Annotated in this window: 22 protein-coding genes; 10 read left to right on the forward strand and 12 right to left on the reverse strand. The window is 40.4% G+C overall.

Features of this window, described 5'->3' with window-relative positions; genetic code table 11:
* Position 1: 1 nt before the first annotated feature.
* The 9 genes from FTT88_RS01685 to rimO all read right to left on the reverse strand — a co-directional run bounded on the left by FTT88_RS01685 (position 2) and on the right by rimO (position 9965).
* Positions 2 to 502: an OmpH family outer membrane protein gene (locus FTT88_RS01685; RefSeq protein WP_180003883.1), complete on the reverse strand. Its 501-nt coding sequence runs from the start codon at positions 500 to 502 to the stop codon at positions 2 to 4.
* A 41-nt stretch (positions 503 to 543) separates the two neighbouring features.
* Positions 544 to 3090 carry an outer membrane protein assembly factor BamA gene (gene bamA / locus FTT88_RS01690; RefSeq protein ID WP_373683921.1) on the reverse strand — a complete coding sequence of 849 codons (2547 nt, stop codon included), beginning with the start codon at positions 3088 to 3090 and terminating at the stop codon, positions 544 to 546.
* The gene (gene rseP / locus FTT88_RS01695; protein ID WP_078193531.1) at positions 3071 to 4426 is read right to left on the reverse strand and encodes an RIP metalloprotease RseP; all 1356 of its coding nucleotides are present in this window, start codon (positions 4424 to 4426) and stop codon (positions 3071 to 3073) included. The genes bamA and rseP overlap by 20 nt, the downstream gene beginning before the upstream one ends.
* Before the next feature lie 3 nt (positions 4427 to 4429).
* A complete protein-coding gene (gene ispC, locus FTT88_RS01700; protein ID WP_180003881.1) occupies positions 4430 to 5626 on the reverse strand; it encodes a 1-deoxy-D-xylulose-5-phosphate reductoisomerase in 1197 nt (398 codons plus the stop codon).
* A complete protein-coding gene (locus FTT88_RS01705) occupies positions 5627 to 6451 on the reverse strand; it encodes a CDP-archaeol synthase (RefSeq protein WP_078188722.1) in 825 nt (274 codons plus the stop codon). It lies immediately after the preceding gene.
* The gene (gene uppS / locus FTT88_RS01710; protein WP_111883757.1) at positions 6452 to 7207 is read right to left on the reverse strand and encodes a polyprenyl diphosphate synthase; all 756 of its coding nucleotides are present in this window, start codon (positions 7205 to 7207) and stop codon (positions 6452 to 6454) included.
* Between the two features lie 6 nt (positions 7208 to 7213).
* Positions 7214 to 7768, reverse strand: coding sequence for a ribosome recycling factor (gene frr / locus FTT88_RS01715; protein WP_078188724.1), 555 nt, complete (start codon positions 7766 to 7768; stop codon positions 7214 to 7216).
* 79 nt (positions 7769 to 7847) lie between these two features.
* Positions 7848 to 8576: a UMP kinase gene (gene pyrH, locus FTT88_RS01720; RefSeq protein ID WP_078193535.1), complete on the reverse strand. Its 729-nt coding sequence runs from the start codon at positions 8574 to 8576 to the stop codon at positions 7848 to 7850.
* Positions 8577 to 8621: 45 nt separating this feature from the next.
* On the reverse strand, positions 8622 to 9965 hold the full coding sequence (gene rimO / locus FTT88_RS01725) for a 30S ribosomal protein S12 methylthiotransferase RimO (protein ID WP_078193536.1): 1344 nt from the start codon (positions 9963 to 9965) through the stop codon (positions 8622 to 8624).
* 352 nt (positions 9966 to 10317) lie between these two features.
* Between rimO and glnL the strand changes: the two genes are divergently transcribed.
* Together glnL and glnG are read left to right on the forward strand one after the other, a co-directional pair.
* A complete protein-coding gene (gene glnL, locus FTT88_RS01730) occupies positions 10318 to 11424 on the forward strand; it encodes a nitrogen regulation protein NR(II) (RefSeq protein ID WP_078188727.1) in 1107 nt (368 codons plus the stop codon).
* Positions 11414 to 12889 carry a nitrogen regulation protein NR(I) gene (gene glnG / locus FTT88_RS01735; protein WP_168377613.1) on the forward strand — a complete coding sequence of 492 codons (1476 nt, stop codon included), beginning with the start codon at positions 11414 to 11416 and terminating at the stop codon, positions 12887 to 12889. The genes glnL and glnG overlap by 11 nt, the downstream gene beginning before the upstream one ends.
* A gap of 70 nt (positions 12890 to 12959) precedes the next feature.
* Here the strand turns inward: glnG and FTT88_RS01740 are convergent, their stop codons facing one another.
* The 3 genes from FTT88_RS01740 to mnmG all read right to left on the reverse strand — a co-directional run bounded on the left by FTT88_RS01740 (position 12960) and on the right by mnmG (position 16827).
* A complete protein-coding gene (locus tag FTT88_RS01740; protein WP_078193710.1) occupies positions 12960 to 13286 on the reverse strand; it encodes a hypothetical protein in 327 nt (108 codons plus the stop codon).
* 114 nt (positions 13287 to 13400) lie between these two features.
* Positions 13401 to 14606, reverse strand: coding sequence for a 3-(3-hydroxy-phenyl)propionate transporter MhpT (gene mhpT, locus FTT88_RS01745; protein WP_180003880.1), 1206 nt, complete (start codon positions 14604 to 14606; stop codon positions 13401 to 13403).
* Between the two features lie 340 nt (positions 14607 to 14946).
* Positions 14947 to 16827: a tRNA uridine-5-carboxymethylaminomethyl(34) synthesis enzyme MnmG gene (gene mnmG, locus FTT88_RS01750; RefSeq protein WP_180003879.1), complete on the reverse strand. Its 1881-nt coding sequence runs from the start codon at positions 16825 to 16827 to the stop codon at positions 14947 to 14949.
* A gap of 253 nt (positions 16828 to 17080) precedes the next feature.
* Between mnmG and FTT88_RS01755 the strand changes: the two genes are divergently transcribed.
* From FTT88_RS01755 to purD, 8 genes are all read left to right on the forward strand, one after another.
* Positions 17081 to 17431, forward strand: coding sequence for a hypothetical protein (locus tag FTT88_RS01755; protein ID WP_078188731.1), 351 nt, complete (start codon positions 17081 to 17083; stop codon positions 17429 to 17431).
* A gap of 147 nt (positions 17432 to 17578) precedes the next feature.
* Positions 17579 to 18457, forward strand: a complete 879-nt coding sequence (locus FTT88_RS01760; protein ID WP_180003878.1) for a bile acid:sodium symporter family protein — start codon at positions 17579 to 17581, stop codon at positions 18455 to 18457.
* A gap of 75 nt (positions 18458 to 18532) precedes the next feature.
* Positions 18533 to 19420: a bile acid:sodium symporter family protein gene (locus FTT88_RS01765; RefSeq protein ID WP_180003877.1), complete on the forward strand. Its 888-nt coding sequence runs from the start codon at positions 18533 to 18535 to the stop codon at positions 19418 to 19420.
* Between the two features lie 126 nt (positions 19421 to 19546).
* The gene (gene prmA, locus FTT88_RS01770) at positions 19547 to 20449 is read left to right on the forward strand and encodes a 50S ribosomal protein L11 methyltransferase (RefSeq protein WP_168377617.1); all 903 of its coding nucleotides are present in this window, start codon (positions 19547 to 19549) and stop codon (positions 20447 to 20449) included.
* Positions 20450 to 20467: 18 nt separating this feature from the next.
* Entirely contained in the window at positions 20468 to 21352 is an 885-nt protein-coding gene (locus tag FTT88_RS01775; protein ID WP_180003876.1) for a DUF3426 domain-containing protein, read from the forward strand.
* A gap of 392 nt (positions 21353 to 21744) precedes the next feature.
* Complete coding sequence (gene fis, locus FTT88_RS01780) at positions 21745 to 22014, forward strand: DNA-binding transcriptional regulator Fis (protein WP_001086304.1); 270 nt, start codon at positions 21745 to 21747, stop codon at positions 22012 to 22014.
* Between the two features lie 95 nt (positions 22015 to 22109).
* Entirely contained in the window at positions 22110 to 23684 is a 1575-nt protein-coding gene (purH, locus tag FTT88_RS01785; protein WP_180003874.1) for a bifunctional phosphoribosylaminoimidazolecarboxamide formyltransferase/IMP cyclohydrolase, read from the forward strand.
* A gap of 130 nt (positions 23685 to 23814) precedes the next feature.
* The gene (gene purD / locus FTT88_RS01790; RefSeq protein WP_180003872.1) at positions 23815 to 25098 is read left to right on the forward strand and encodes a phosphoribosylamine--glycine ligase; all 1284 of its coding nucleotides are present in this window, start codon (positions 23815 to 23817) and stop codon (positions 25096 to 25098) included.
* Positions 25099 to 25101 lie beyond the last annotated feature (3 nt).

Below are 25101 nucleotides of genomic sequence, written 5' to 3' on the forward strand. Positions count from 1 at the left end.
ATTATTTAATTGCATTAACCTTTTGAATCATTTTATCAGTTAAATCAAACTTAGGGTCATACGCAAGTGCTGAATTTTTATTCAAAACAACATCTAACTTATTTTCTGTGCGCAATTGTTCTGCAACTTGCTTGATTCGTGTATCCATCGTGCGATTTAAAGACTGAATATTCCCTTGAACCGAAGCTTGAACTTTTTGCTGTAAATCAGTCAGCTCTTTAAGTTTAGTTTGATACTGTTGACCCATTTGCTGCTTTTGCGCAGCAGTCAACTTATCACCACCCTGCTGAGCTTTTTGCTGCATTGCTTCCAGCTCTTTAGCCAGTGATTCAATTTTAGTGGTTTGTGGTTTCAATTGCTGTTGAATTTGAGCATTTTGTTGTTTTATATAAGTGCTTTGATCCACCACCTTTTCTAAATCAACCACACCGTAACCTGCTGCATGTACCACAGCAGAACATGACATACCCAATACCGCCAAACCAGTAAATAATTTATTCATCTTATCAACCTGTAATTTTGTTATTCCCAGAAGGGTCGTACTTAGAAGGTACGACCAATCTCGAATTGAATTTCTTTTGTTTCATCGCCAGCTTTGTCATTAAGCGGGAATGCATAACTCAGTGAAATTGGACCAATCATCGTGATCCAAGTAAAGCCTGCACCAACGCTATAACGCATGTTATTCATATCAAAGCCGTAGTTATCTTTACAGTATTGACGGTCTTCACTAGATTTAGGAACGTCACATTGGGTATCAAATACTTGTGCGCCTTCAGCAAATAATACTGGACGAACTTGACGCGCCCAATCGCCTTTAAATGGCACAGGTAAAGCTAATTCAGTACCAAATTGAATTAAAGCATTACCACCGACTTCTTCTGGGTCATAATCTTTTTCACCACGAGCATCATAATAGACACCGTCATATTTTGGACCTAAGGTGCTGTTGTCATAACCACGTACCGAACCAAAACCACCTGCATAGAAGTTTTTATAGAACGGTAAATCATTACCATAACCCAACTTACCATAGCCACGGAGCACAAAGTCTTTACCTAGTGGGAAATAAGCTTGTGCATCGTAAGTGACTTTTTGATACTCAACATCACTACCTGGTAAAGCAATTTCAGTATTTACGCGATGCGACATACCTGATGTTGGGAATACAGGACGGTTAAGCGTGTTATACGACCAACCTAGGTTTAAGTTATAGGTTAAAAACTTTCCTTCAAACGCACTTTCGTAATCATTATTAACTATGTTCGCTTCAGGACATGTCCATTCAAGATTGCTAGGATCAGGATTTACAATTGAACATGTATTAAATGAATTAGAATCAATGGTTTTACCACCATTTGCCTTCAAATAATCACGCACATATGTAGATACATACTCACCTGTTGTTACCTTGGTTTGATCTACATTTAAACCCATACTGATACTTTGGTTTTCATCGATCGGATAACCAAAGTTGATACCACCACCAAAACTGTCAGTGACGTAGTTGTTAACGTTATAGTCGTCATCTAACTTGGTTTTACGGTAGTACATATTATAACCACGACGTACACCATCAATAGTGAAATACGGGTCAGTTACACTGAGGTTGTAGTAATCTTGAGTCTCAGAACGTGACAAATCGATAGAAACTGCATTACCTGTACCCAAGAAGTTGGTTTGACTCAAACCTGCTTGGAAAGTTACACCGCCACTTTGTGAGAAACCAACAGCCAAAGTACTTGTACCTGAATGCTGTTCTTCAACATTCACATTTAAATCAATTTGATCTGGCGTACCCGGAATACGTGCAGGTTTAACATCAACGGTTTTAAAGAAGCCTGTACGCTCTAAACGCACTTTAGACAAATCAATTTTTTCGTTACTTGCTAATGCGCCTTCCATTTGACGCATTTCACGACGTAGAACTTCATCAGCTGTTTTCGAGTTACCTGTAAAATTAATGCGGCGAACAGTGACTTGCTGACCCGGATTCACATAGTAATTTAAATCGACCAATTTGGTGTCTTTATTGATTTCAGGAACAATGTTCACTTCTGCAAAGTAGTAACCTGCGTTACCGTATTTACGAAGTAAAAGTTGTTTCACACCATTCACTTTTTCTTGTGAATATAAGTCGCCATCTTTATAGAGTTTTAAAGCGTTTAAATCAGTTTGCGTATAAAGCGTATCACCTAAGAAATGAGTTTTACCAAACTTAAATTGTTCACCTTCATCCACCGAAACTTCGATAAAGACGTGTTTTTTATCTTCACTCAAATTCAGACTTGAATTGGTAATGTTAAAGTTGATGTAACCTTTGTTGAGATACATCGCACGTAAAGCTTCTAAACTCGCAGCCATCTTTTCACGTGCATAACGGTCATTACGAGAAATGATCGAGTTCCAACCACTTTCTTTTAATGCAAAAATTTGTTTAATTTCGCTTTCTTTAAAGACCGTATTACCAATGATATTGATATCAAATACTTTGGCAGATTGGCCTTCTTCAAACTCGATTAAGACATTAACACGGTTGTTTGGTTGAGCGGTTGTAATAACTTTGACATCAGCATCATAACGACCTTGCTGCATGTACTGTTGTTCTAATTCAGTTTCAACCGTTTGCAAAGATGATTTCTTTAAAACTTCACCTTCGGACAGACCCATTTTCTTTAAGCCTTCTTCCAAGGCTTCTTTAGGAATAAGTTTATTGCCTTTTAGCTCAACTTTAGAAATAACTGGACGTTCAACCACTGTATATACAAGGGTATTACCGACTTGTGTAGACTTCACATCATCAAACAAACCCGATGCAAACATGCTACGAATTGAGTTTGAAATGATTTGATCATTGACACGATCACCAGCGGAGAATGGGATCATTCCGGCTACATTGTCAGGAGTTAAACGCACTAAGCCATCAACACGAATATCTTGTACTACAAAATCATCTGCTGCATATACTTGTTGTGCTACGGCCATAGCACTAACCAGTGCCAATGGCATAAATAAATGTTTGTGCTGCATGCCAGTCTTTTCCGCTGTTAATTTATTTCGTATAACGTTCTTATAAACGCATAATGTCATTGAATAGAGCCAGTAGCATCATGCTACCCAGCAATACCATACCAATTTTTAATCCAACCAATTGTATTTGTTCAGAAACAGGTTTACCACGAATTAATTCAATAAAATAGTAAATTAAATGACCGCCATCGAGCATAGGAATCGGTAGTAAATTTAAAATACCCAAACTTACACTCATCAGTGCCATAAATGAAATGAAGGTTTGCCACCCCATCTCAGCACTTTGTCCAGCCACTTTCGCAATAGTAATCGGACCAGATAAATTATCTAAACCAACCAAACCACGCACCATTTTTACAATAGAATTCAGGATCATACTAGATATTTGACCTGTTTTTTCTACCGCTTTGCCCATCGCCTCTACAGGCGTGTATTGAATGGTTTGTTTGTATTCGGCTGGAATATTGACTTTACCCGGATCACTTTGTACACCTAAAAGCCCTGTGACTTTACCCATTTGGTCACGCTTACCTTGCGGCATCACGCTTAAATGCACAATTTTATTTTGTCGTAAAACATCAATTTTAAGTAACTTTTCTGGAGAAGCTTGTACAACTTGTACAACATCAAACCAGTCTTTCATTTTTACGCCATCAATCGAAACAATTCGATCACCCACTTGCATCCCTTGGCGAATCGCTGCGCCATCTTCACTGAGTTTTGAAACCACTGCAGGAATTTCAGGACGATACGGTGTAAAACCTAGAACATCGAGTGGTGACTGAGTTTGATCACGTAAGAAACTTTGAATAGGTAAACTGAAGTTTTGAATTTGCCCTGCTCGTTCAGCTTGAATTTGAATATTGCCAGTTTCACCTACACGATCAACCAAGGCATAATTCAAGCGCTCCCAAGTGGATACTTGAGTGCCATCTACGGCAGTAATTTTATCACCAGACTGCATTTGCGCAGCTGCTGCAGGCGTATTCGGTAAAATTTTACCTACGCGCGTATTCAGCTGTTCCTGAGCTGGTAAAAATAAAATCCAAAACAACACTACTGCAAAAGCCAAGTTGATGAGTGGCCCTGCCGCAACAATTGCAATACGTTTCCAAGGGTGTTGTCGGTTAAATGCTTTTGGTAAGTCTTCTGCTGCGACATCACCTTCTCGTTCATCCAACATTTTGACATAACCACCCAGTGGTAATGCAGACAGTTGATATTGAATACCCGACTTCTTTGACGTCCACTTAAGTAGTGTTGGGCCAAAACCAATCGAATACACCAAAACCTTTACGCCCAGTTTACGTGCAACGAAATAATGCCCAAATTCATGAATCGCTATCAGCGGTCCAAGTAGCAATATTGCTGCAATAATCATAAACAAGGCATTCATGTCTTAACTTCCTGAATTCAATACTGCTTTTTCAGCAACCATACGTGCCGATTTATCTGCATGCAAAATAACATCAATATTATTTGCAGCTGAGTTTTCAACTTGCCCCAACACATGTTCAACAATTTGAGGGATTTGAGTAAAGCCAATTTTCTCATGCAAAAATGCTGCCACGGCGATTTCATTGGCTGCATTTAAAATCGTAGGAGCTAAGCCTCCAGCCTTCATGGCTTGACGTGCTAATTTTAGCGCTGGGAATCGCTGTATATCAGGCTGTTCAAAATTTAACTGAGAATGAATAAATAAATCTAATGGAGGCACATGTGTTTGAATACGCTTCGGCCATGCTAATGCATGAGCAATAGGCGTACACATATCAGGATTACCCATTTGCGCCAAAGTCGAACCATCTACATATTGAACCATTGAATGAATGATACTCTGTGGATGGACAACAACTGTTACAAATTGTTCTTCAACTGCAAAAAGATGACAGGCTTCGATCAATTCCAAGCCTTTATTCATCAGCGTTGCAGAATCAACAGAAATTTTTTGCCCCATCGACCAATTTGGATGCTTACAGGCTTGTGCAGGCGTCACACTTTGTAATTGTTCTAAACTATGATGTAAAAATGGACCACCAGACGCGGTGAGTAAAATTTGTTTGACACCTAGTTTTGGCTGACCATGACGTTCACCTTGTAGATAAGCTTCAGGCAAGCATTGGAAGATTGCATTGTGTTCAGAATCGACTGGCAACAACAAAGCATTATTTTCACGTGCGGTCTGAATCATGATGTCACCCGACATCACGAGCGCTTCTTTATTTGCAAGCAACACGCGTTTACCTGCTTTCGCAGCAGCCAATGTAGGTAGCAACCCTGCCGCACCCACAATAGCTGCCATGACCACATCAACCTGTGGATGTTCTGCTACTGCGATTAATCCGGCTTCATCATGCAGGATTTCAATATCAGTTAATTTTTCAGCTACGAGTAATTGGCGCAGTTCATCCACTTTATTGAATGGAACAACTGCGATTTTCGGTCGATATTGTTTGCATATTTCGACAAGTTCTACAATTCGGCTATGTGCAGTGACTGCAAAAACTGAATACTCTTCGGGGTGCTGTTGCAGAATCTTTAAAGTACTTTGACCAATGGATCCTGTTACACCCAATATACAAACAGATTGTGACATCTATAAATCTACGCCAATTAATTTTAAAACATACATACCTGCTGCAAAGATAGGTGCTGCAGCAAGCAACGAGTCGATACGGTCCAGCACACCACCATGTCCCGGAAGAATACGACCAGAATCTTTGATCCCTGCACGACGCTTGATCATCGATTCAAATAAATCACCAAGTACTGAACTAAATACCGTTATTACTGAAAGTATTAAAAATAAAATATGTTCAGCGATGCTTAAATCAAGATAAATAATTTCAACAACAATAACAATTAGCATTGCAGTGAATAGACCGCCATATAAACCTTCGATCGATTTATTTGGGCTCACATCTGGTGCAAGTTTTTTCTTACCAAATTTACGTCCCACGAAGTATGCACCACTGTCTGCACCCCATACCAACAGGAACAGATACATGAGCCACCAAGGTGAGTTCATCCACACAGAAAAAATAGCAGTTACCGCAGCAGGAACCAAGACTAAGCCTATACCACTCAGACTTGGGTTATACCAGTTGTCGTATTCAGGATAAGACTTCACCCAATAGACACTTAAGATCCAAGTAAAGATTGAAGCTGCCCAAAGCAGTAATGCAACATCAGTAAAATGCAATGCTAGTGCTGAAAGAATAGCAGTGACTAGACCATAGCCCCAAGCGAAAGGTTTAATCACATTTTGTGTATTACGCGGCATGAGTTTAAACCACTCATAACCCGCGACAGCTGATGCAATAATCATCAGCACAAGCATTGGGTATTTAGACTCGGTTGCAAACATGCAACTCAATACAACTGAAACCAGTACCAATGCGGTTATTATCCGCTCTAACATTTATTTATTCTCAAACTGCTCTTGTTGAATCTGCTCTGAGGTCTTACCAAAACGACGTTCACGACCACCAAATACCGCTAGTGCATCGTCAAATTCTTCAATGGTAAATTCAGGCCATAATGTCTGGGTAAAATAAAGTTCTGCATAAGCAGCTTGCCAAAGCAAGAAGTTCGAAAGACGGAAATCACCACCTGTACGAATTAACAAATCTACCGGAGGTAGATCACTTAAACTGACATATTGACCAAAGACTTCAGCATCCACTGCTTCAAGATTTATTTTGTTAGTTAAAACATCTGCTGCGATTTGTTTTGCAGCCTGTGCCATATCCCACATACCACCGTAACTAATTGCAATAGTTAAAGTCATGCTGTCGAAATTAGCAGTCCTTTGTTCGGCTTGCAACATTAAGTCACGTAAGTTAGGAGATAAACGAGAACGATCACCAATAAAACGTAGGGAAATGTTAAATTTTTCCATACGCGGCAACTGCTCATGAATGGTTTCTTCGAGAAGAGCCATCAACAGATCAACCTCAAACTGAGGACGATTCCAATTTTCACTCGAAAAAGCAAAAACGGTCAGTGCTTGGATATTTCTTTTACGACAATGTTCAACGATGGGATCTAGGATGTCCTTTCCAGAACGATGCCCTTCACCTTTTTGCATTTGATTCTTTTTGGCAAAACGATTGTTGCCATCCATAATGATGGCAACATGTTTTGGAAGACGGGAAGTTTCTTCAGATGAGGTCATTAAAACTTAGACCTTCATCAATTCAGCTTCTTTTGCAGCCAGACGTTTTTCAACTTCAGCAACGAATTTGTCTGTGATTTTTTGAATGTCATCACCCGCACGACGCTCATCATCTTCAGAAATTTCTTTTTCTTTCAACAATGCTTTGATATCACCCAAAACATCACGACGGATGTTACGGATCGCAACTTTTGCATTTTCAGCTTCGTTACGTGCAACTTTCTGCATGTCTTTACGTGTTTCTTCTGTTAATGCAGCCATAGGAACACGAATGGCATCAGCAGTAATCGGGTTTAAGCCCAAGTCAGATTCACGGATTGCTTTATCAATTGCAGCAACCATTGAACGTTCAAAAGGCTGAACAAGTAACGTACGTGAATCTTCTACGCCTACGTTCGCCACTTGGTTTAATGGCACATCAGAGCCATAGTAAGGAACCATAACACCATTTAAAATTGATGGGTGCGCGCGCCCTGTACGAACTTTGGCAAAACCATGCTCTAGAGAATCTAGAGATTTGTTCATACGGTCTTCTGCGTCTTTTTTAAGATCGTTAATCATGTGATCTTCCTTACTTAATTCGAAAAGATGTAAATTCTAAAATAGCTTGTAGTATAAAGAGCTTTAGGGCCCACGTACATTAGTTCGTAACGTGAGTACCCTCTTTTTCACCCATTACCACTGAAAGTAATGAACCAGATTTGTTCATATCAAATACTTGAAGTGGAACGTTGTGGTCACGGCACAAGCAGATCGCAGTTAAATCCATCACACCCAGTTTTTCATCTAAAACTTGGTCAAATGTTAATGCATCGTATTTCACTGCATCTTCATATTTGCTTGGATCTTTATTGTAAACACCATCAACCTTCGTCGCTTTAAGGATAAGATTGGCTTCAATCTCGATACCGCGTAAGCATGCTGCTGTATCTGTCGTAAAGAATGGGTTACCCGTACCTGCAACAAATACACAAACTTCGCCACGAGTTAAATGACGAATTGCATCACGGCTAGAATATGATTCAACTACAGCACCAATGGGTAAAGCTGACATTAGACGAGTTTTGATATTACGACGTACCAAAGCATCACGAAGTGCCAAACCGTTCATTACAGTGGCCAACATACCCATTTGATCACCTGTTACACGGCCAACCAAACCATCTTTTTGTAACTGGCTGCCACGGTAAAGGTTACCACCACCGACAACGATACCCACTTGAACACCCAAACCAACAAGGTGCGCAATTGCGAGTGACATTTGATCGAGCACTTGTGCATCGATACCCATCTCTTTATTGCCCGCTAAAGCTTCACCTGAAAGCTTAAGCAGGATGCGACCAAAACGTGGTTTTTTAGAATCAAGCATCATCAACTCCGAATTATTTAATTTCAATTATTTTTAATGAATCGTTTAAGCAGACTTAACCGAGATTAGTTTTGCAAATAAGTCATATTCATCTGCATCTGTGATTTCTACTTCAAGTAAATCACCTGCTTTAATCACTGACTTATCGATATCTTCAACAAAAACATTACCGTCAATTTCAGGTGCATCTGCATAAGAACGTGCAACAGCAACTGGGAACTCTTCTTCAAGATCATCCACCAGTACTGTCATTTTCTGACCGATACGGCTTTGCAATTTCGCAGCAGAGATTTCTTGCTGAACTTGCATGAAACGTTCATAACGCTCTTGTTTGATTTCCTCAGACACATGATCTGGCAAATCATTTGCAGTCGCGCCTTCAACTGGTGAGTAAGTAAAACAACCCACACGATCAAGCTGCGCTTCTTTTAACCAATCAAGCAACATTTGGAAGTCTTCTTCAGTTTCACCCGGGAAGCCCACAACAAATGTAGAACGAATCACAAGATCAGGACATTTCTCACGCCAAACTTTTAAACGCTCTAGTGTATTTTCACTGTGCGCAGGACGCTTCATGAGTTTTAGAATCTTAGGACTTGCGTGTTGGAATGGAATATCCAAATACGGCAAAATTTTGCCTTGTGCCATTAAGTCAATCACAGCGTCTACATGTGGATATGGATATACATAGTGCAGACGCACCCAGATACCCAATTGACCCAATGCTTCACACATGTCATAGAATTTGGTTTTAACGGGCTGACCGTTCCAGAAGTCCAATTTGTATTTGGTGTCTACGCCATAAGCCGATGTATCTTGAGAAATCACAAGGACTTCTTTTACGCCTGCTTTTTTCAGCGCTTGAGCTTCAGTCAATACTGAACCTACTGGACGAGAAACCAAATCACCACGCATGCTCGGAATAATGCAGAATGTGCAACGATGGTTACAACCTTCTGAAATCTTCAAATAAGCATAATGTTTTGGTGTTAATCGAATACCTTGTTCAGGTACTAGATCAATAAACGGATTGTGTTTCGGTGGCTCAGGCACGTATTCGTGCACAGCTTCCATCACTTCTTGATATGCCGCAGCACCTGTCACTTTTAAGACATTTGGGTGCATTTGGCGAATTTTGTCTTCGTCTTTACCTAAACAACCAGTCACAATTACGCGACCGTTTGAACTCATCGCTTCACCAATGGCATCTAGCGACTCTTGTACTGCAGATTCAATAAAACCACATGTATTTACAACTACTAAATCGGCACCATCATAATCTGATGCTACATCATAACCTTCAGTCTTTAACTGAGTTAAAATTCGTTCGGAATCTACCAATGCCTTAGGACAACCTAAAGAAACAAAACCGACTTTGGGGGATTTCATGAATCTGCGCTCCACTATAATCCGCGTATTGTATGTCTTTTCAAAACATAAAAACAGGTGAAAAGGCCACTCTTTATATCACGCACCAAAATAATGCTATAAATTCATCCATATAATTTCATTTGCACCATTTTAATGCATTTTAGATTTACAGCCTGTTTTTAATCAGCTATACACTTTATTTAAAGTCTTAAATAAGCGCATTTATTCAAATAAGCATCAAAACTTAGCGTATTTCTGAAATAGTTGGCTTATATCTTGCATAACTTGCATCAATTCGAACCTTATTAGATTGAACGATTTGCTTTATGAAGATGCCATTGCGCCATTTTAAGACAGGAACCTCTCGCTAATGGATCAGACTATGACGATTGATTACCGGCTTTTAGTGGATAATTTAACCACTGCCATTTTATTGGTCGATAGCAACCTGAATATTTTTTATTTAAATTCATCTTGTGAAGCGCTTTTTGACATCAGCTTACTTCGTGCATCAGGTCAGCCTGTATTAAATTTACTCCATATGCCCGATGATGAGTTCAATACGCATGATGCATTAATGAATACACTAACTTCCGGTCAGCACTATACGCGCCGAGAAGCAACGATTAATGTCAACTTTAAAGACATTCATGTTGATTACACCGTGTCACAGCTCAACTCAGGTAAACCCTACCACCCTTTGCTATTGATTGAGCTGAATCAAATCGACCGAATGTTAAAAATCTCTAAAGAAGAAAACCTGATTCAACAACATCAAGTTGCACGACAACTGATTCGTGGTGTTGCTCATGAAATTAAAAATCCACTTGGTGGTATCCGTGGGGCGACACAACTTTTAGCGCGTAGTTTAAATGATCCGAAGTACAGCGAATTCACCGACATTATTATTAGTGAAGTAGACCGATTACGTAATCTTGCTGACACTATGCTTGGTTCAAGACAATTACCAAGTTACGAACCAGTCAATGTCCATGAACCCCTTGAACGTGTTCGTTCACTGATCGTCAACCAAACTAAAAAGAAAATTAAAATCACCCGTGATTACGACCTTTCTTTACCAGATGTACTGGCAGATCGTGATCAATTAATTCAGGTCATGCTGAATATCAGTGTTAATGCTGTTCAGGCGATGACTGAAAATAAAGAGTTCTTTGTTGAGCATCAACCAGAACTGACCTTGCGCACACGTATTCAACGCTTAGTCACCATCAATGGTGTATTAAAACGTTCTGCGGTACGCATTGACATCGAGGACAATGGACCGGGTGTCCCACAAGAAATATTAGAATCCGTATTTTATCCTTTAGTGACAGGACGAGCGAAAGGCACAGGTCTCGGCCTTAGCATTGCACAAAATATTATGCATCAACATAACGGAATGATTGAATGCCAATCAGTTCCAGGAAAAACAGTATTTAGCCTATATTTACCTTGGGAGTCAGATCATGTCGCGTAATAAGATTTGGGTCATCGATGATGATCGCGCCATGCGTTGGGTGCTGGAAAAAACATTCAAAGAAGAAGGTTTTGATGTTACCAGTTTTGAAGAAGCACAATCCGCTTTAGATCAGTTAAGTGTCGATGCGCCAGATGTTATTTTGACGGACATCCGTATGCCAGGTATTGATGGACTGACCTTTTTAGGTAAAGTCAAAGGCAACTACCCTGACTTACCTGTGATCATCATGACCGCACATTCAGATTTAGAATCTGCTGTGTCGAGCTATCAAACGGGTGCATTTGAATATCTACCAAAACCTTTTGATATTGATGAAGCCTTAGCCCTTGTAAACCGTGCAATTTTACATATCGCCAAATTACAACAACAAGAATCTGCTAAAACCGTTCAACCGATTCAATCTACAGAGATTATTGGTGAATCTCCTGCTATGCAGGAAGTCTTCCGTGCCATTGGTCGTCTTTCTCAATCACACATTACTGTATTAATTAATGGTGAATCAGGCACAGGGAAAGAATTGGTTGCGCATGCGCTGCATAAGCATTCACCACGTGGCAACAAACCTTTTATTGCGCTCAATATGGCAGCAATTCCAAAAGATTTGATCGAAACTGAATTATTTGGTCATGAAAAAGGCGCATTCACCGGTGCTAACACACAGCGTCAAGGGCGTTTCGAACAAGCCAATGGCGGGACTCTTTTCCTTGATGAAATTGGCGACATGCCATTTGAAACTCAAACACGTTTACTGCGTGTTTTAGCGGATGGCGAATTCTACCGTGTCGGTGGTCACATCCCAGTCAAGGTGGATGTCCGTATCGTTGCTGCAACGCACCAAGACTTAGAAAAGTTAGTACATGAAGGTCGCTTCCGTGAAGACTTGTACCACCGTCTAAACGTGATTCGTATTCATATTCCAAAACTTGCACATCGTAGTGAAGATATTCCGATGCTTGCACAGCATTTCCTTGCAAGTGCAGGCAAAGAACTTGGGGTAAGTCCGAAGATTCTGCGTCCTGAAACGCAAGAATACATGCAAAAACTGCCATGGCAAGGTAATGTGCGTCAGCTTGAAAATACCTGTCGTTGGTTAACGGTTATGATCACAGGCCGTGAAGTTTATCCAGAAGATTTACCGTCTGAATTAAAACAGATTCCAATTCAAGGCACAGATGGCAACCCTGCTGCTCAAGGGATTGATCGTATTGGTGTGCATCACTGGGATGAGTTACTTGGTCAATGGGCCGTACAAAAACTTAAAAATGGTGAGATGAAAATTCTCGACATTGCCACACCAATGTTTGAACGCACCCTCATCAATGCAGCACTACAGCAAACACGTGGGCGTAAGCGCCATGCTGCAGAACTTTTAGGTTGGGGTCGTAATACCTTAACCCGTAAACTTAAAGAACTCGGTATGGACAGTGCCGAAGATGATGTCGAAGAAGAATTAGAAAGTTAATTTTCTGATTTTCATTAAAAAAGCCAGTCACTTAACTGGCTTTTTTATTTTGAGATTTTTTAGCAATATTTTATGCCGTAAAGCCGACATAACGTGAATAACCTTCCACCCCTAAATCAGACTTATATATCAGAAACTCAGGGAAACTTGAGGCGGTAATTTCAGTAAACATATGATATTGATCATCATTGGCATGCAAGTCATCGACTGTATGCTGCATAGTTTGCTCAAATTCATCGGTAATAAACTCAAAACCAATATCCATTGCAATAAACAGCACATGCTCACATGGCTGTACATACTGCTCTTCTGACCAATCAATCACTTGCTGCTGACAATGTGGACACTGAATGTTATCTGAAGGAGAAATATCAAGTTCGATCAATTGATAAGACATAGAAGTAAATTTATTCATGAATATTAGATTTATTCTAACAAAACTTAGTTTCAGCTAAAGATATTTATTCAATAAAAAAGGAGCCGTAGCTCCTTTAAATATGACTGATTTCGATTATTTCTTGAGGGATGATTTATAGGCAGATAATGCAGCCACCGCGATAGCCGACAAAGCAATACCCGGCGCACTTGCAATTAAAATACCTGTCGTTCCTAGACCTAGCGCCAAAATCTTGCCTGTAAGTAATGGACCTGTCATTGCACCCAAACGTCCCCATGAAATTGCACTTCCCACACCTGTCACTTTCCCAGCTGGTGTATAGAAAATTGGAGAGATCCCATACAAAATCGATTGACCACCTGTAGAGAAAATTCCGCCCATGATGCCTGCAGCAATGAGTACAGGAATGGAATTTGTTGTAAACAGCACAAACAATGCCACAAACAAACCTGAATAGATAATCACTGCCATTTGCCATAATTTTAGGCGATCCAGCAAGTAGCCTAAACCCAGCGTACCAATCACTGCGCCCACTTGGAACATCAACATGATCATAAAAGCTTGTTGCTTTTCCAACCCTTGTTCCATAAGCAAGTTAGGCAACCAACTGATCAGAATATAGTTCACCATTAAGGTAAAGAAGAAACTCAGCCAGAGCGGCAATGTATACTTATAACGCTGTTCAGCAAAAAGGATTTGCCCCATCGGTGGAACCGTTTCCTTGGTTTCTGCCTGAACTTTTTCTGTACGCTTATCTTTTAAGATAAGCGCCATGAATGGAATCAAGATTAAAGGCGTTAAACCACCAATTAAAAATAGTGTATGCCATGAGATATCTTTAAAGACAATACCCAAGCCAGCAACAAAGATTGCACCTACGGGTAAGCCACAGTACATCAAACTATTTAAGCGCCCACGGTTAGCATCCGTCGCTTCATCACCCACCACCGAGATCATCGTTGGCATCGCAGCACCCAAACCTAAACCTGTAAAGAATCGTGCGATATATAAAATTTCAATGCTTGGTGCAACTGCCGTGATAGACATAAATACACCGAAGATAAAAATCGACAACATCAGGACTTTCTTCTGTCCCAAATAGTCAGCGACACGCCCCCCAAAGAACGCGCCAAATAACATACCAAACACACCTAAGCTAAACACATAGCCCATTTGTACCTGATCTAAGGAAAATGTCGCTGCGATTCCCTTTGCTGCGATACCGGGTGCTTGTAGGTCAAAACCTTCAAAAAATGCTACCCAGAAACACAAAAATACCGTTAGAAATTTTTGCATTTTTCCCGATTGTTGATTTGCCATAATCGAACTCCATTCATGTAGCGTAAACCCACTTGTACGCCATGCCCTGAAGTTTCGGCTTTATTGGGTAGAATAAATACCACTACAAAGGTCGGAATTCACACGACCAAAAGCCCACCATTAAGACTTAAAACTTTGTATATCAATAGTTTTAGATCTTATTTTTTGCATTTATAATTCATTATCAATCACTTAGGTTTATGGAAGATTTTAATAATCAAACCATAGCTAAAACTAATGATGATCAAAATATTCATTTAATCCGATCAAATACCAACAGCCAATAATTTTTAAGCAATAAAAAACCCGCATCTAGCGGGTTTTTCTTTCAGCTGAAAAATTATGCAGATTTTTTCGCTTGGTTATTCTTACGAATCGTAATCATCACCAATTGAACAGCCGCAGGTGTAACACCCGGAATACGGCTTGCTTGTGCCAATGTTTCAGGCAATACATTTTTCAGCTTCATGGTGATTTCACGTGAAAGACCAGAAACGACATCATAATCAAAATCAGCAGGAATACGTGTATCTTCCAAACGCTTCATTTGCGCAACGTCTTCTTGCTGACGGTTAATATAACCCGCATATTTCACTGCAATTTCAATTTGCTCACCCACAAATGCTGAAACTTCTGAACCCGTCAATTCAGCAATTTGCGCAAAGTTGATATTTGGACGTTTTAACAAATCAATTGCATTGGTTTCTTTAGACAGGTCATCACCAGTCATTTCAACGAATTTTTTGCCTAGTGGATTGTTTGGCGCTGCCCAAAGGTGTTGTAAACGTCCTTTTTCAGTTTCAACTGCTTCCATTTTTTGGCAGAACGAATCCCAACGCGCATCATCCACCAGACCCATTTCACGGCCAATCGCAGTTAAACGCTGATCCGCATTGTCTTCACGCAACATCAAACGGTATTCCGCACGCGAAGTAAACATACGGTACGGTTCTTTAGTACCCAAAGTAATCAAGTCATCAACCAATACACCCATGTACGCTTCATCACGTTTTGGTGTCCATTGCTCTTGATCCCATGCACGACGTGCTGCGTTTAAGCCTGCAAGCAAACCTTGTGCACCCGCTTCTTCATAACCTGTTGTACCGTTAATTTGACCCGCAAAATACAGGTTATTAATCGATTTGGTTTCTAACGAGAATTTCAATGATTGTGGGTTGAAATAATCATACTCAATTGCATAACCCGGACGCAAAATGTGCGCATTTTCCATACCACGAATCGAACGAACCAATTCAAACTGAACGTCGAATGGTAAAGAAGTCGAAATACCGTTTGGATAAAGCTCATGTGTGTCCAGACCTTCAGGTTCCAAGAACACTTGATGCGAATCTTTATCGGCAAATTTATGAATTTTATCTTCAATCGATGGGCAGTAACGTGGACCCACACCTTCAATCACACCGGTATACATTGGTGAACGGTCTAAGCCGCCACGAATGATATCGTGAGTTTTTTCATTGGTATGTGTGATATAGCAATTGATTTGCTCAGGATGCATCGACGCATCACCCATGAACGACATAGTTGGAGATGGGAAATCACCCGGCTGTGGCGTCATCACAGAGAAATCAACTGATCGTGCATCGATACGTGGTGGTGTACCAGTTTTTAAACGACCTACAGGTAAGTTCAATTCACGAAGGCGCGCAGCCAATGAAATTGAAGGAGGATCGCCCGCACGACCGCCTGAAGCATTATTTAGACCTACGTGGATCACACCACCCAAGAATGTACCTGTAGTCAATACAACAGTTTTCGCATCAAAGCGAATACCCATTTGGGTGACTACACCTTTAACAGTATCGCCTTCAACAATAAGGTCATCAGCTGCTTGTTGGAAAATATCCAAGTTCGCTTGATTTTCTAAGGTTTCACGAATCGCAGCTTTATAACGAATACGGTCAGCCTGTGCGCGAGTCGCACGAACAGCCGCACCTTTACGTGAGTTTAAAATACGGAATTGAATACCGCCTTTGTCGGCAGCCAATGCCATTGCACCGCCAAGCGCATCAATTTCGCGTACTAAATGTGATTTACCAATACCACCAATGGCTGGATTACAGCTCATCTGCCCTAAAGTCTCAATATTATGAGTTAAGAGTAAAGTCTGTCGACCCATACGTGCCGCAGCAAGAGCTGCCTCAGTACCCGCGTGACCGCCGCCGATAACAATGACATCGTAAACTTTAGGATAATGCATAGTGGTAAAGGAGATTAAAAAAGGATGACGGAAGATTATAGCAAAAATTCACCGATAAGTTGACTGATTAACTCGATTTTATTGTTATTGGCTACTGTTTTATGCCTATATATTTCTTTATGAACATACATACTTTGCATATTCCACATAAAAATATACATTTCTCAAGCAAATGTTACTCGAAGATTGTTGTTTTATTCTCATGATTTTTTATTCTGTTATAGATCCCATGAGAATCATAAGGACTATAAGCATGAATAAGAATATTTTGCTATCCACGGTTTTATGCGGTTTATGTTTATCACCACTTGCTGCCTCAGCCAATGATAAAGTTGAGAAAGTGTATGATGCACAGCGATATCAACAAGTCTGTAAAGGTAAAAGCCAAGGCGCTCAAGTTTCATTTGCCTATCGCGGTATTATCTGGAATGGTACTTGCGAACCACAATTTTTTAGTTCTTCCAAAAATGCAAATCTTCATGGCGAAGAAGCCGAATTATTAAGCACATGTAGTGCAGATGCAAAAGCCACTACTGCAACGATTAATGGACAAGAAATTAAAGGAAAATGTGCTTTAGGGTTCACTCCTCCTCGTCCTAAATAAACAGTTGTCGATAAAAATATCGACCAATTAACAGATCAAAAATAAAGCGGGTAAAACATCAGTTTTTACTCGCTTTTATTTATTGCTTATTTATCAAACTGAGATAAACTCAAAAACACTATAAGGATAAAAATATCAGGAAATTCCATGGATTCGGGATTATTTGCATTTTTTCTACCCATTGCTTTAGCCATTATGATGATGGGTTTGGGACTTGAACTTTCAGTCAAAGACTTTTTACGCGTTGGACGCTATCCAAAAGTTATTTTCATCGCTTTATTTACTCAGCTTATTCTACTGACCAGCATTGCGTTTTTCCTGTGTAAGTTGCTTGAGTTACCCCCTTTACTCGCGGTCGGGCTCATGTTGCTTGCGGCTTCACCCGGTGGCCCCACAGCAAACCTTTATAGCTACCTATATAAAGGTGATGTTGCATTAAATATTAGCTTAACGGCCATTAACTCAGTTGTTTCGTGCTTTACATTGCCTTTTATTGTCAACCTTTCCATTTTGCATTTTGTTGGTGAAAGTACCAGTATTGGCATGCCTATCGATAAGATCACCCATGTATTTCTGATTATTTTGATACCGGTATGTTTCGGTATGTTTATTCGTAACTCCTTTCCGACCATTGCATATCACATCAACAAACCGATGCGAATGTTATCTATTTTTTTATTAATTCTTATCTTTACACTCGCAGTTTTGCGCGAACAATCCAACATTATTACGTATTTTGCCAGCGTCGGCATTGCAACCTGTTTACTCTGTTTCAGTGGACTATTTTTGGGTTACTTAATTCCATTCCTCTCGGGTGTGCCTGAAAAACAGGCTCGTGCGTGTACCTTTGAGATTGGTATTCATAACACCAGTATCGCCCTAACCATCGCACTGAGTGTGCTTGAAAACACCACAGTGGCGATACCTGCCGGTGTTTATTCTATTTTTATGTATTTATTGGCGACCTTATTTGGTTTTATTTTGACGCGCCGTGGCAGTCACTTGATTCAACAAGTGAAAACCTAAACTATTTTTTCTAACGCAATCACCATAAGGACTTTGGTGAAAAACCATTAAATATGCTCAAGGAGAATAAATAAGATGGATTCTGGAATTATTACGGTTCTTTTGCCATTAGCACTGGCCTTTATTATGATCGGGCTTGGGTTAGAACTTACCCCCAAAGATTTCGCACGTGTCACCAAGCACCCTAAAGCCGTGTTGATCGCATTATTTTGCCAGCTCGTGTTGCTTGTTGGTATCGCCTTTCTACTATGTAAACTGCTAGCATTACCACCACTGCTTGCTGTCGGATTGATGCTACTCGCAGCCTCACCCGGTGGTAGCACAGCTAACTTATTTAGCTATCTATTTAAAGGTGACTTGGCTTTAAATATTACCCTGACCGCCATCAACTCAGTCATTGCAGCATTAACCCTTCCATTGATCGTGAATTTTTCGATCATGCACTTCATGCAAGAAGGGCAACAAATCAGTCTGCAGTTTGGAAAAATCCTCCAAGTTTTCGGCATCATTATCATCCCCGTCTGTATAGGCATGCTGCTTCGTCACTATGCACCTAAACTGACTGAGAAACTGCATAAACCACTCCGCATCTTTGCTGTGGTCTTTCTCATCTTAATTATTATCGGTGCTATTTACTCTGAACGACATAATATTGCGGCTTATCTAACCCAAGTTGGCTTAGCTACGGTTCTATTCTGTATTTTCAGCTTATGTATCGGTTATTTTGTTCCAAGACTGTTCGGCATCAATAGTGCTCAGGCACGTGCTTGTGCATTTGAAATCGGTATTCATAACAGTACGTTAGCCATGACCATCGCCTTAACGGTGATGGCAAGCTCTGCTGTAGCAATGCCTGCGGCGGTATATTCAATCTTTATGTACATCTTTGCCGCTGTATTTGGCTTCCTAATTACGCGTTTTGCACCAATCTCGACAACTACAACCGAAACAATTAAAAGTTAAGTCATTGAAAAATTAAAAGGATGCTACGTGCATCCTTTTATTTTTTGTCAATTTTGATAATCGCTAGCTGCAAGTTGCCGAGTTCCGTTACAATAGCTTTTTATAAAACTCATTTAGGTTATGTCCGTGAAGTGGTTACAAATTCATATTACTGTTGAAAAAGCTCAAGTTGATTACACTGAAACGCTGCTCAGTTCTTTAGGTGCAGTCAGTGTCACGCTAGATGATGCAGAAAATCAGGATTTACTTGAACCACTTCCAGGTGAAACACCACTTTGGAATAAAGTGATCGTTACTGGTATCTATGCACAAGAAGATGATGAAGAAATTGATGTTGCTGCATTAAAAACATTTATTAAAGCTCAACTTCCTGAAGCACTAATGCGTAGCGAATTCATTGAAGACCAAGAATGGGAACGCACATGGATGGATGCTTACGAGCCTATTAAAATTGGTGAAAAATACTGGATCGTACCAGAATGGATGGAAGCACCAGAAGCAGACGCCGTAAACATCAAACTAGACCCAGGTCTGGCATTTGGTACTGGTAACCATGCATCAACATTCTTATGCCTACAATGGTTAGGTAAAGTTGATCTTAAGGATAAAATCGTAATCGACTACGGTTGTGGTTCTGGTATTTTAGGTGTTGCCGCTTTACTTTTGGGTGCCAAAAAAGTTTATGCCACTGATATTGACCCACAAGCCGTTTTAGCAACACAACAAAATGCAGAATTGAATGGTGTACTGGAAAATCTGTATGTAGGCCTACCTGAAGAGTTCAACCAAGAGCTCGCTGGACAAAAAGCCGATGTGTTTGTTGCTAATATTCTTGCAGGCCCTCTAATGGCCTTGGCTGCAGAATTCTCAACTTTAATTAAATCTGAGGGCGAGTTCGCACTTGCAGGTGTAATTGAAGAGCAAGTTTCTGATGTTTCTAGTGTTTATTCTGAATTTTTTGATATATTAGACGTAGAAAAACGTGACGAAACATGGTGCCGAATTTCGGGTAAACGCCAACAGTATTAAAATTTAAAATGTGTACTTATGAGCGACAAATTAACTAACTGCCCAACTTGTTTTACAACATATAAAGTAACTGTTCCGCAGCTTACTGTCGCTCAGGGCATGGTTTGTTGCCCAAAGTGCTCTACATCTTTTAATTCACTGTCTCATTTGGTGGTAGATAAAGCGTTGTCTTTTTCTACCCCTGAGCAAGAAAATGCACCTCAAAAAAACTCCAATACTATTATTAATGTCAGCGAATTTAATAATACGCTTACACCAGTGACTGTTGAAGAAACACCAACCCACCATTTATTAAAACTATTTGATCAAAAAGTCGAAAACTCTAATATCGATCTAAAAACTTATTTAAATAACTTAAATTATTTCAGCACCGAACCGATCGGCAACCTTCCTGCTGTAAATTGGGCAGAACAGGCTGAAAAGGATAAAAAACGTACCCCACTGAACTATTTTATGTGGTTCTGTATTAATGCCTTCTTATTTGGTGCACTTATATTCCAGTTTTTCTGGTTCAATCCTCAATATTTAAAAAACAGCCCAGTAATGGGTGCTGCATTCACAGCAGTGTGTGATGTCTTTAATTGTTCACGTCTCGAAGAACACTACAGTTTAATTAGTACCAAAAAAGTCAAAATTCGTAGCATTGGAAATAATGAAACACGTTTTACTGGTGAAATGATCAATTTTCATGACCGTAGCCTTGCCTTACCCAATATGAAAATTTCACTAAAAGAAAATGGTACTGAAATAGCAAACTATACGCTTTTACCTGAAGAGTATTTGGACGAAAGTCTGCATGGCATCCAACGGATCCCAAAAAGTAGTCCTTTTAAATTCCAATTTAGCCTACCAATTGCACGCAAAAGCTTCGATAATTATTCAATTGAGTTGATTCGCCCCTAATATTGAAAAAAACTATTAAAAAAGTAAAAAAAACATAAAAAAAATGCAGTTTTCTTGCTCACTTTTTCCTAGACAATGGTATGATACGCGCCACGAAAGCTTTGTGCTGCAAACTCCTCGCTAATTTTTCACAACAAATACAATCCCAACCGTGCGCTTTAATATTTATTGCGTATTGAGTAGATTTTTTGTTTGTTTTTTAGGCTGTAACAATTATTAATCTATTGTTACGCTTATTTTTCGAACAATTTTGCGAGTTGTGTCAAGCTACAAGTAATGTACAAGTTTTAGAACTCCGCATTAGGAACTAAAACGGAGTTCATTCAAGTTTATAGACCACTTTTAACAAATCACTTTACCCAAGTGATATTTGATTTTTCGGATTAATTCGCATGAATAGCAAATCTCCTATTTTTACTGCACAATCTGATGTCGCTCTTCGTATTCACGTAGATCGCGCAGTTCGCCATTACTTTGCACAATTGCAAGGCGAGCAACCATCTCAGGTATACGATATGGTGCTGGCGGAAATGGAGAAGCCTCTTCTATCTGTAGTTCTTGAATATACACGTGGTAATCAAACCCGTGCTGCTGAGATTCTCGGCTTAAACCGTGGTACTTTACGTAAAAAGTTGAAAGCTCACGGTTTAATGAGTGAATAAATGATAAAATGCTTGCGGCTTCCGCAGGCATTTTTTTTAACCTGCATTTTGCTAATTTTGTTTTAATCTGTTCCTTGAAAACTGTGACGAAGATCATGACTATTAAACGCGCTTTAATCTCTGTGTCTGACAAGACTGGAATTGTTGAATTTGCACAAGAACTTGCTGCTCTAGGGGTAGAAATTTTATCTACTGGCGGAACATACAAATTGTTGAAAGACAATAATGTTGCCGTAGTTGAAGTTTCAGAGCACACAGGTTTCCCAGAGATGATGGACGGCCGTGTAAAAACGCTACATCCGAAAATTCATGGTGGTATCTTAGCTCGTCGCGGTCTAGACGAAGCTGTGATGGCTGAACACAACATCGATGCAATCGATCTTGTAGTTGTTAACCTTTATCCGTTTGCTGCAACTGTTGCAAAACCAAACTGTTCACTTGCTGATGCGATTGAAAACATCGATATCGGTGGTCCGACTATGGTTCGTGCTGCTGCGAAAAACCATGCTTCTGTTGGTATCGTGGTAAATGCTGCTGACTATGCAACTGTCGTTGCTGAGCTTAAAGCTGAAGGTTCACTTTCACATGCAACTCGTTTTGACCTTGCGGTTAAAGCATTTGAACATACTGCTCAATACGACGGTATGATCGCTTCTTACTTAGGCGCTCGCGTAGGTAAGGAAGAAGGTCAAGCAGATAAATTTGCGCGTACTTTCAATACTCAATTGAACAAAGTTCAAGACTTACGTTACGGTGAAAACCCGCATCAATCTGCTGCTTTCTATGTAGAAGACACAGCGACTGAAGCTTCAGTTTCAACTGCGAAACAGCTTCAAGGTAAAGAACTATCTTATAACAACATCGCAGACACTGACGCAGCACTTGAATGTGTTAAATCATTCGCTAAACCTGCTTGTGTAATCGTTAAACACGCAAACCCATGTGGCGTAGCAGTATCTTTAGACGGCATCCAAGCGGCTTATGACCTTGCTTATGCAACTGACCCTGAATCTGCATTCGGCGGCATCATTGCATTTAACCGCGAATTAGATGTTGCAACTGCGCAAGCCATTGTTGACCGTCAATTTGTTGAAGTGATCATTGCTCCAAGCGTTGCTGAAGGCGTGCTTGAAGTGACTGGCGCGAAGAAAAACGTACGTGTACTCGTATGCGGCGAGCTTCCTGCAATTACTGAACGTAAAGCTCAGTTAGATTACAAACGTGTGAATGGCGGTTTGTTGGTTCAAGACCAAGACTTAGGCATGATCACGAAAGATGACTTAAAAGTTGTGACTAAACGTGCGCCAACTGAAGCAGAAATTGATGACTTAATCTTTGCTTGGAAAGTTGCGAAATACGTTAAGTCTAACGCTATTGTTTATGCAAAAGGTCGTCAAACCATTGGTGTTGGCGCAGGTCAAATGAGCCGCGTTAACTCTGCTCGTATTGCTGCAATTAAAGCTGAACATGCTGGTTTAGTGGTTGAAGGTGCGGTAATGGCATCTGACGCATTCTTCCCATTCCGTGATGGCATTGATAACGCTGCGAAAGCGGGTATCAAATGCATTATCCAACCGGGTGGTTCTATGCGTGATGAAGAAACAATTGCTGCTGCTGATGAAGCGGGTATTGCAATGGTCTTCACTGGCATGCGTCATTTCCGCCACTAAGCACAGTGCTTAGAATGTAATGACAAAGTCATACATGTGGTTTAAAACAGATTTCTAATCTTGCATAAAGTCCTCTCCTATTTTTAGGCTGAGGACTTTATGTCATTTTCGATTCATGGAGTATGAACCGATGAATATTTTAGTTTTGGGTAATGGCGGTCGTGAACATGCATTAGCATGGAAAATCGCACAAGATGACAAAGTCGCAAAAGTATTTGTAGCACCGGGTAATGCGGGTTCTGCAACTGAAAATAAATGCGAAAATGTTGCACTTAACATTTTAGACAATGCTGCAATTATCGACTTTGCAAAAAACAATGCCGTTGATTTAATCGTGGTTGGCCCTGAAGCACCACTTGTAAATGGTGTGGTGGATGCTTGCCGTGAAGCAGGTGTAAAAATTTGGGGTCCAACTCAATTTGCAGCGCAGCTTGAAGGCTCTAAAGCTTTTGCTAAGCATTTCTTAAAACGCCACAACATTCCAACTGCTTTTTATGATGTATTTACAGAAGTAGATGCAGCGAAAGCATTTGTTGAAAAAAATGGCGCGCCGATTGTAATCAAGGCTGACGGCCTTGCTGCTGGTAAAGGCGTAATTGTTGCCATGACCAATCAAGAAGCATTCGATGCAATTGATGACATGCTTTCAGGCAACAAGTTTGGTGATGCTGGCTCACGTGTGGTTATTGAAGAGTTTCTTGCAGGTGAGGAAGCGTCTTTCATTTGTATGATTGATGGCGACAACATCTTGCCAATGGCAACTTCACAAGATCACAAGCGTATCTTTGAAGGTGACCAAGGTCCGAACACGGGCGGTATGGGTGCATACTCTCCCGCGCCTGTAGTGACTGCTGACGTATTTGAAAAAACCATGAATGAAGTGATGCGTCCTACCGTTGAAGGTATGAAAAAAGACGGTCACGTTTATACAGGTTTCTTATACGCAGGCTTAATGATTGATGAGCAAGGTCAACCTAAAGTGATCGAGTTCAACTGTCGTTTTGGCGACCCTGAAACTCAACCCATTATGATGCGTTTAAAATCATCTTTAGTTGACCTAGTTGAAGCAGGTATTGCGGGTAACTTACCTGCAGAAGCTGAATGGGATGAGCGTAAGACTGTAGGTATCGTACTTGCGTCTAAGGGCTACCCTGAAACTTCTAGCAATGGTGACGTGATTTCTGGCTTAGACACAGAAATGGCTGATGCTAAAGTTTTCCATGCAGGCACTAAAGCACTTGAGAATGGTGATATTGTGACTGCTGGCGGCCGTGTACTGTGCGTGACTGCGCTTGGAAACACCATTGGTGAAGCTCAAGCGAAAGCCTTAGAACTTTGCCAAAAAGTAACCTTTGACGGCGTTCAATACCGTAAAGATATTGGTTACCGTGCAATTGCGCGTGAAAATGCTTAATCT

It is taken from the genome of Acinetobacter sp. YH01024 (assembly GCF_013420195.1).
Lineage (GTDB): Bacteria > Pseudomonadota > Gammaproteobacteria > Pseudomonadales > Moraxellaceae > Acinetobacter > Acinetobacter amyesii.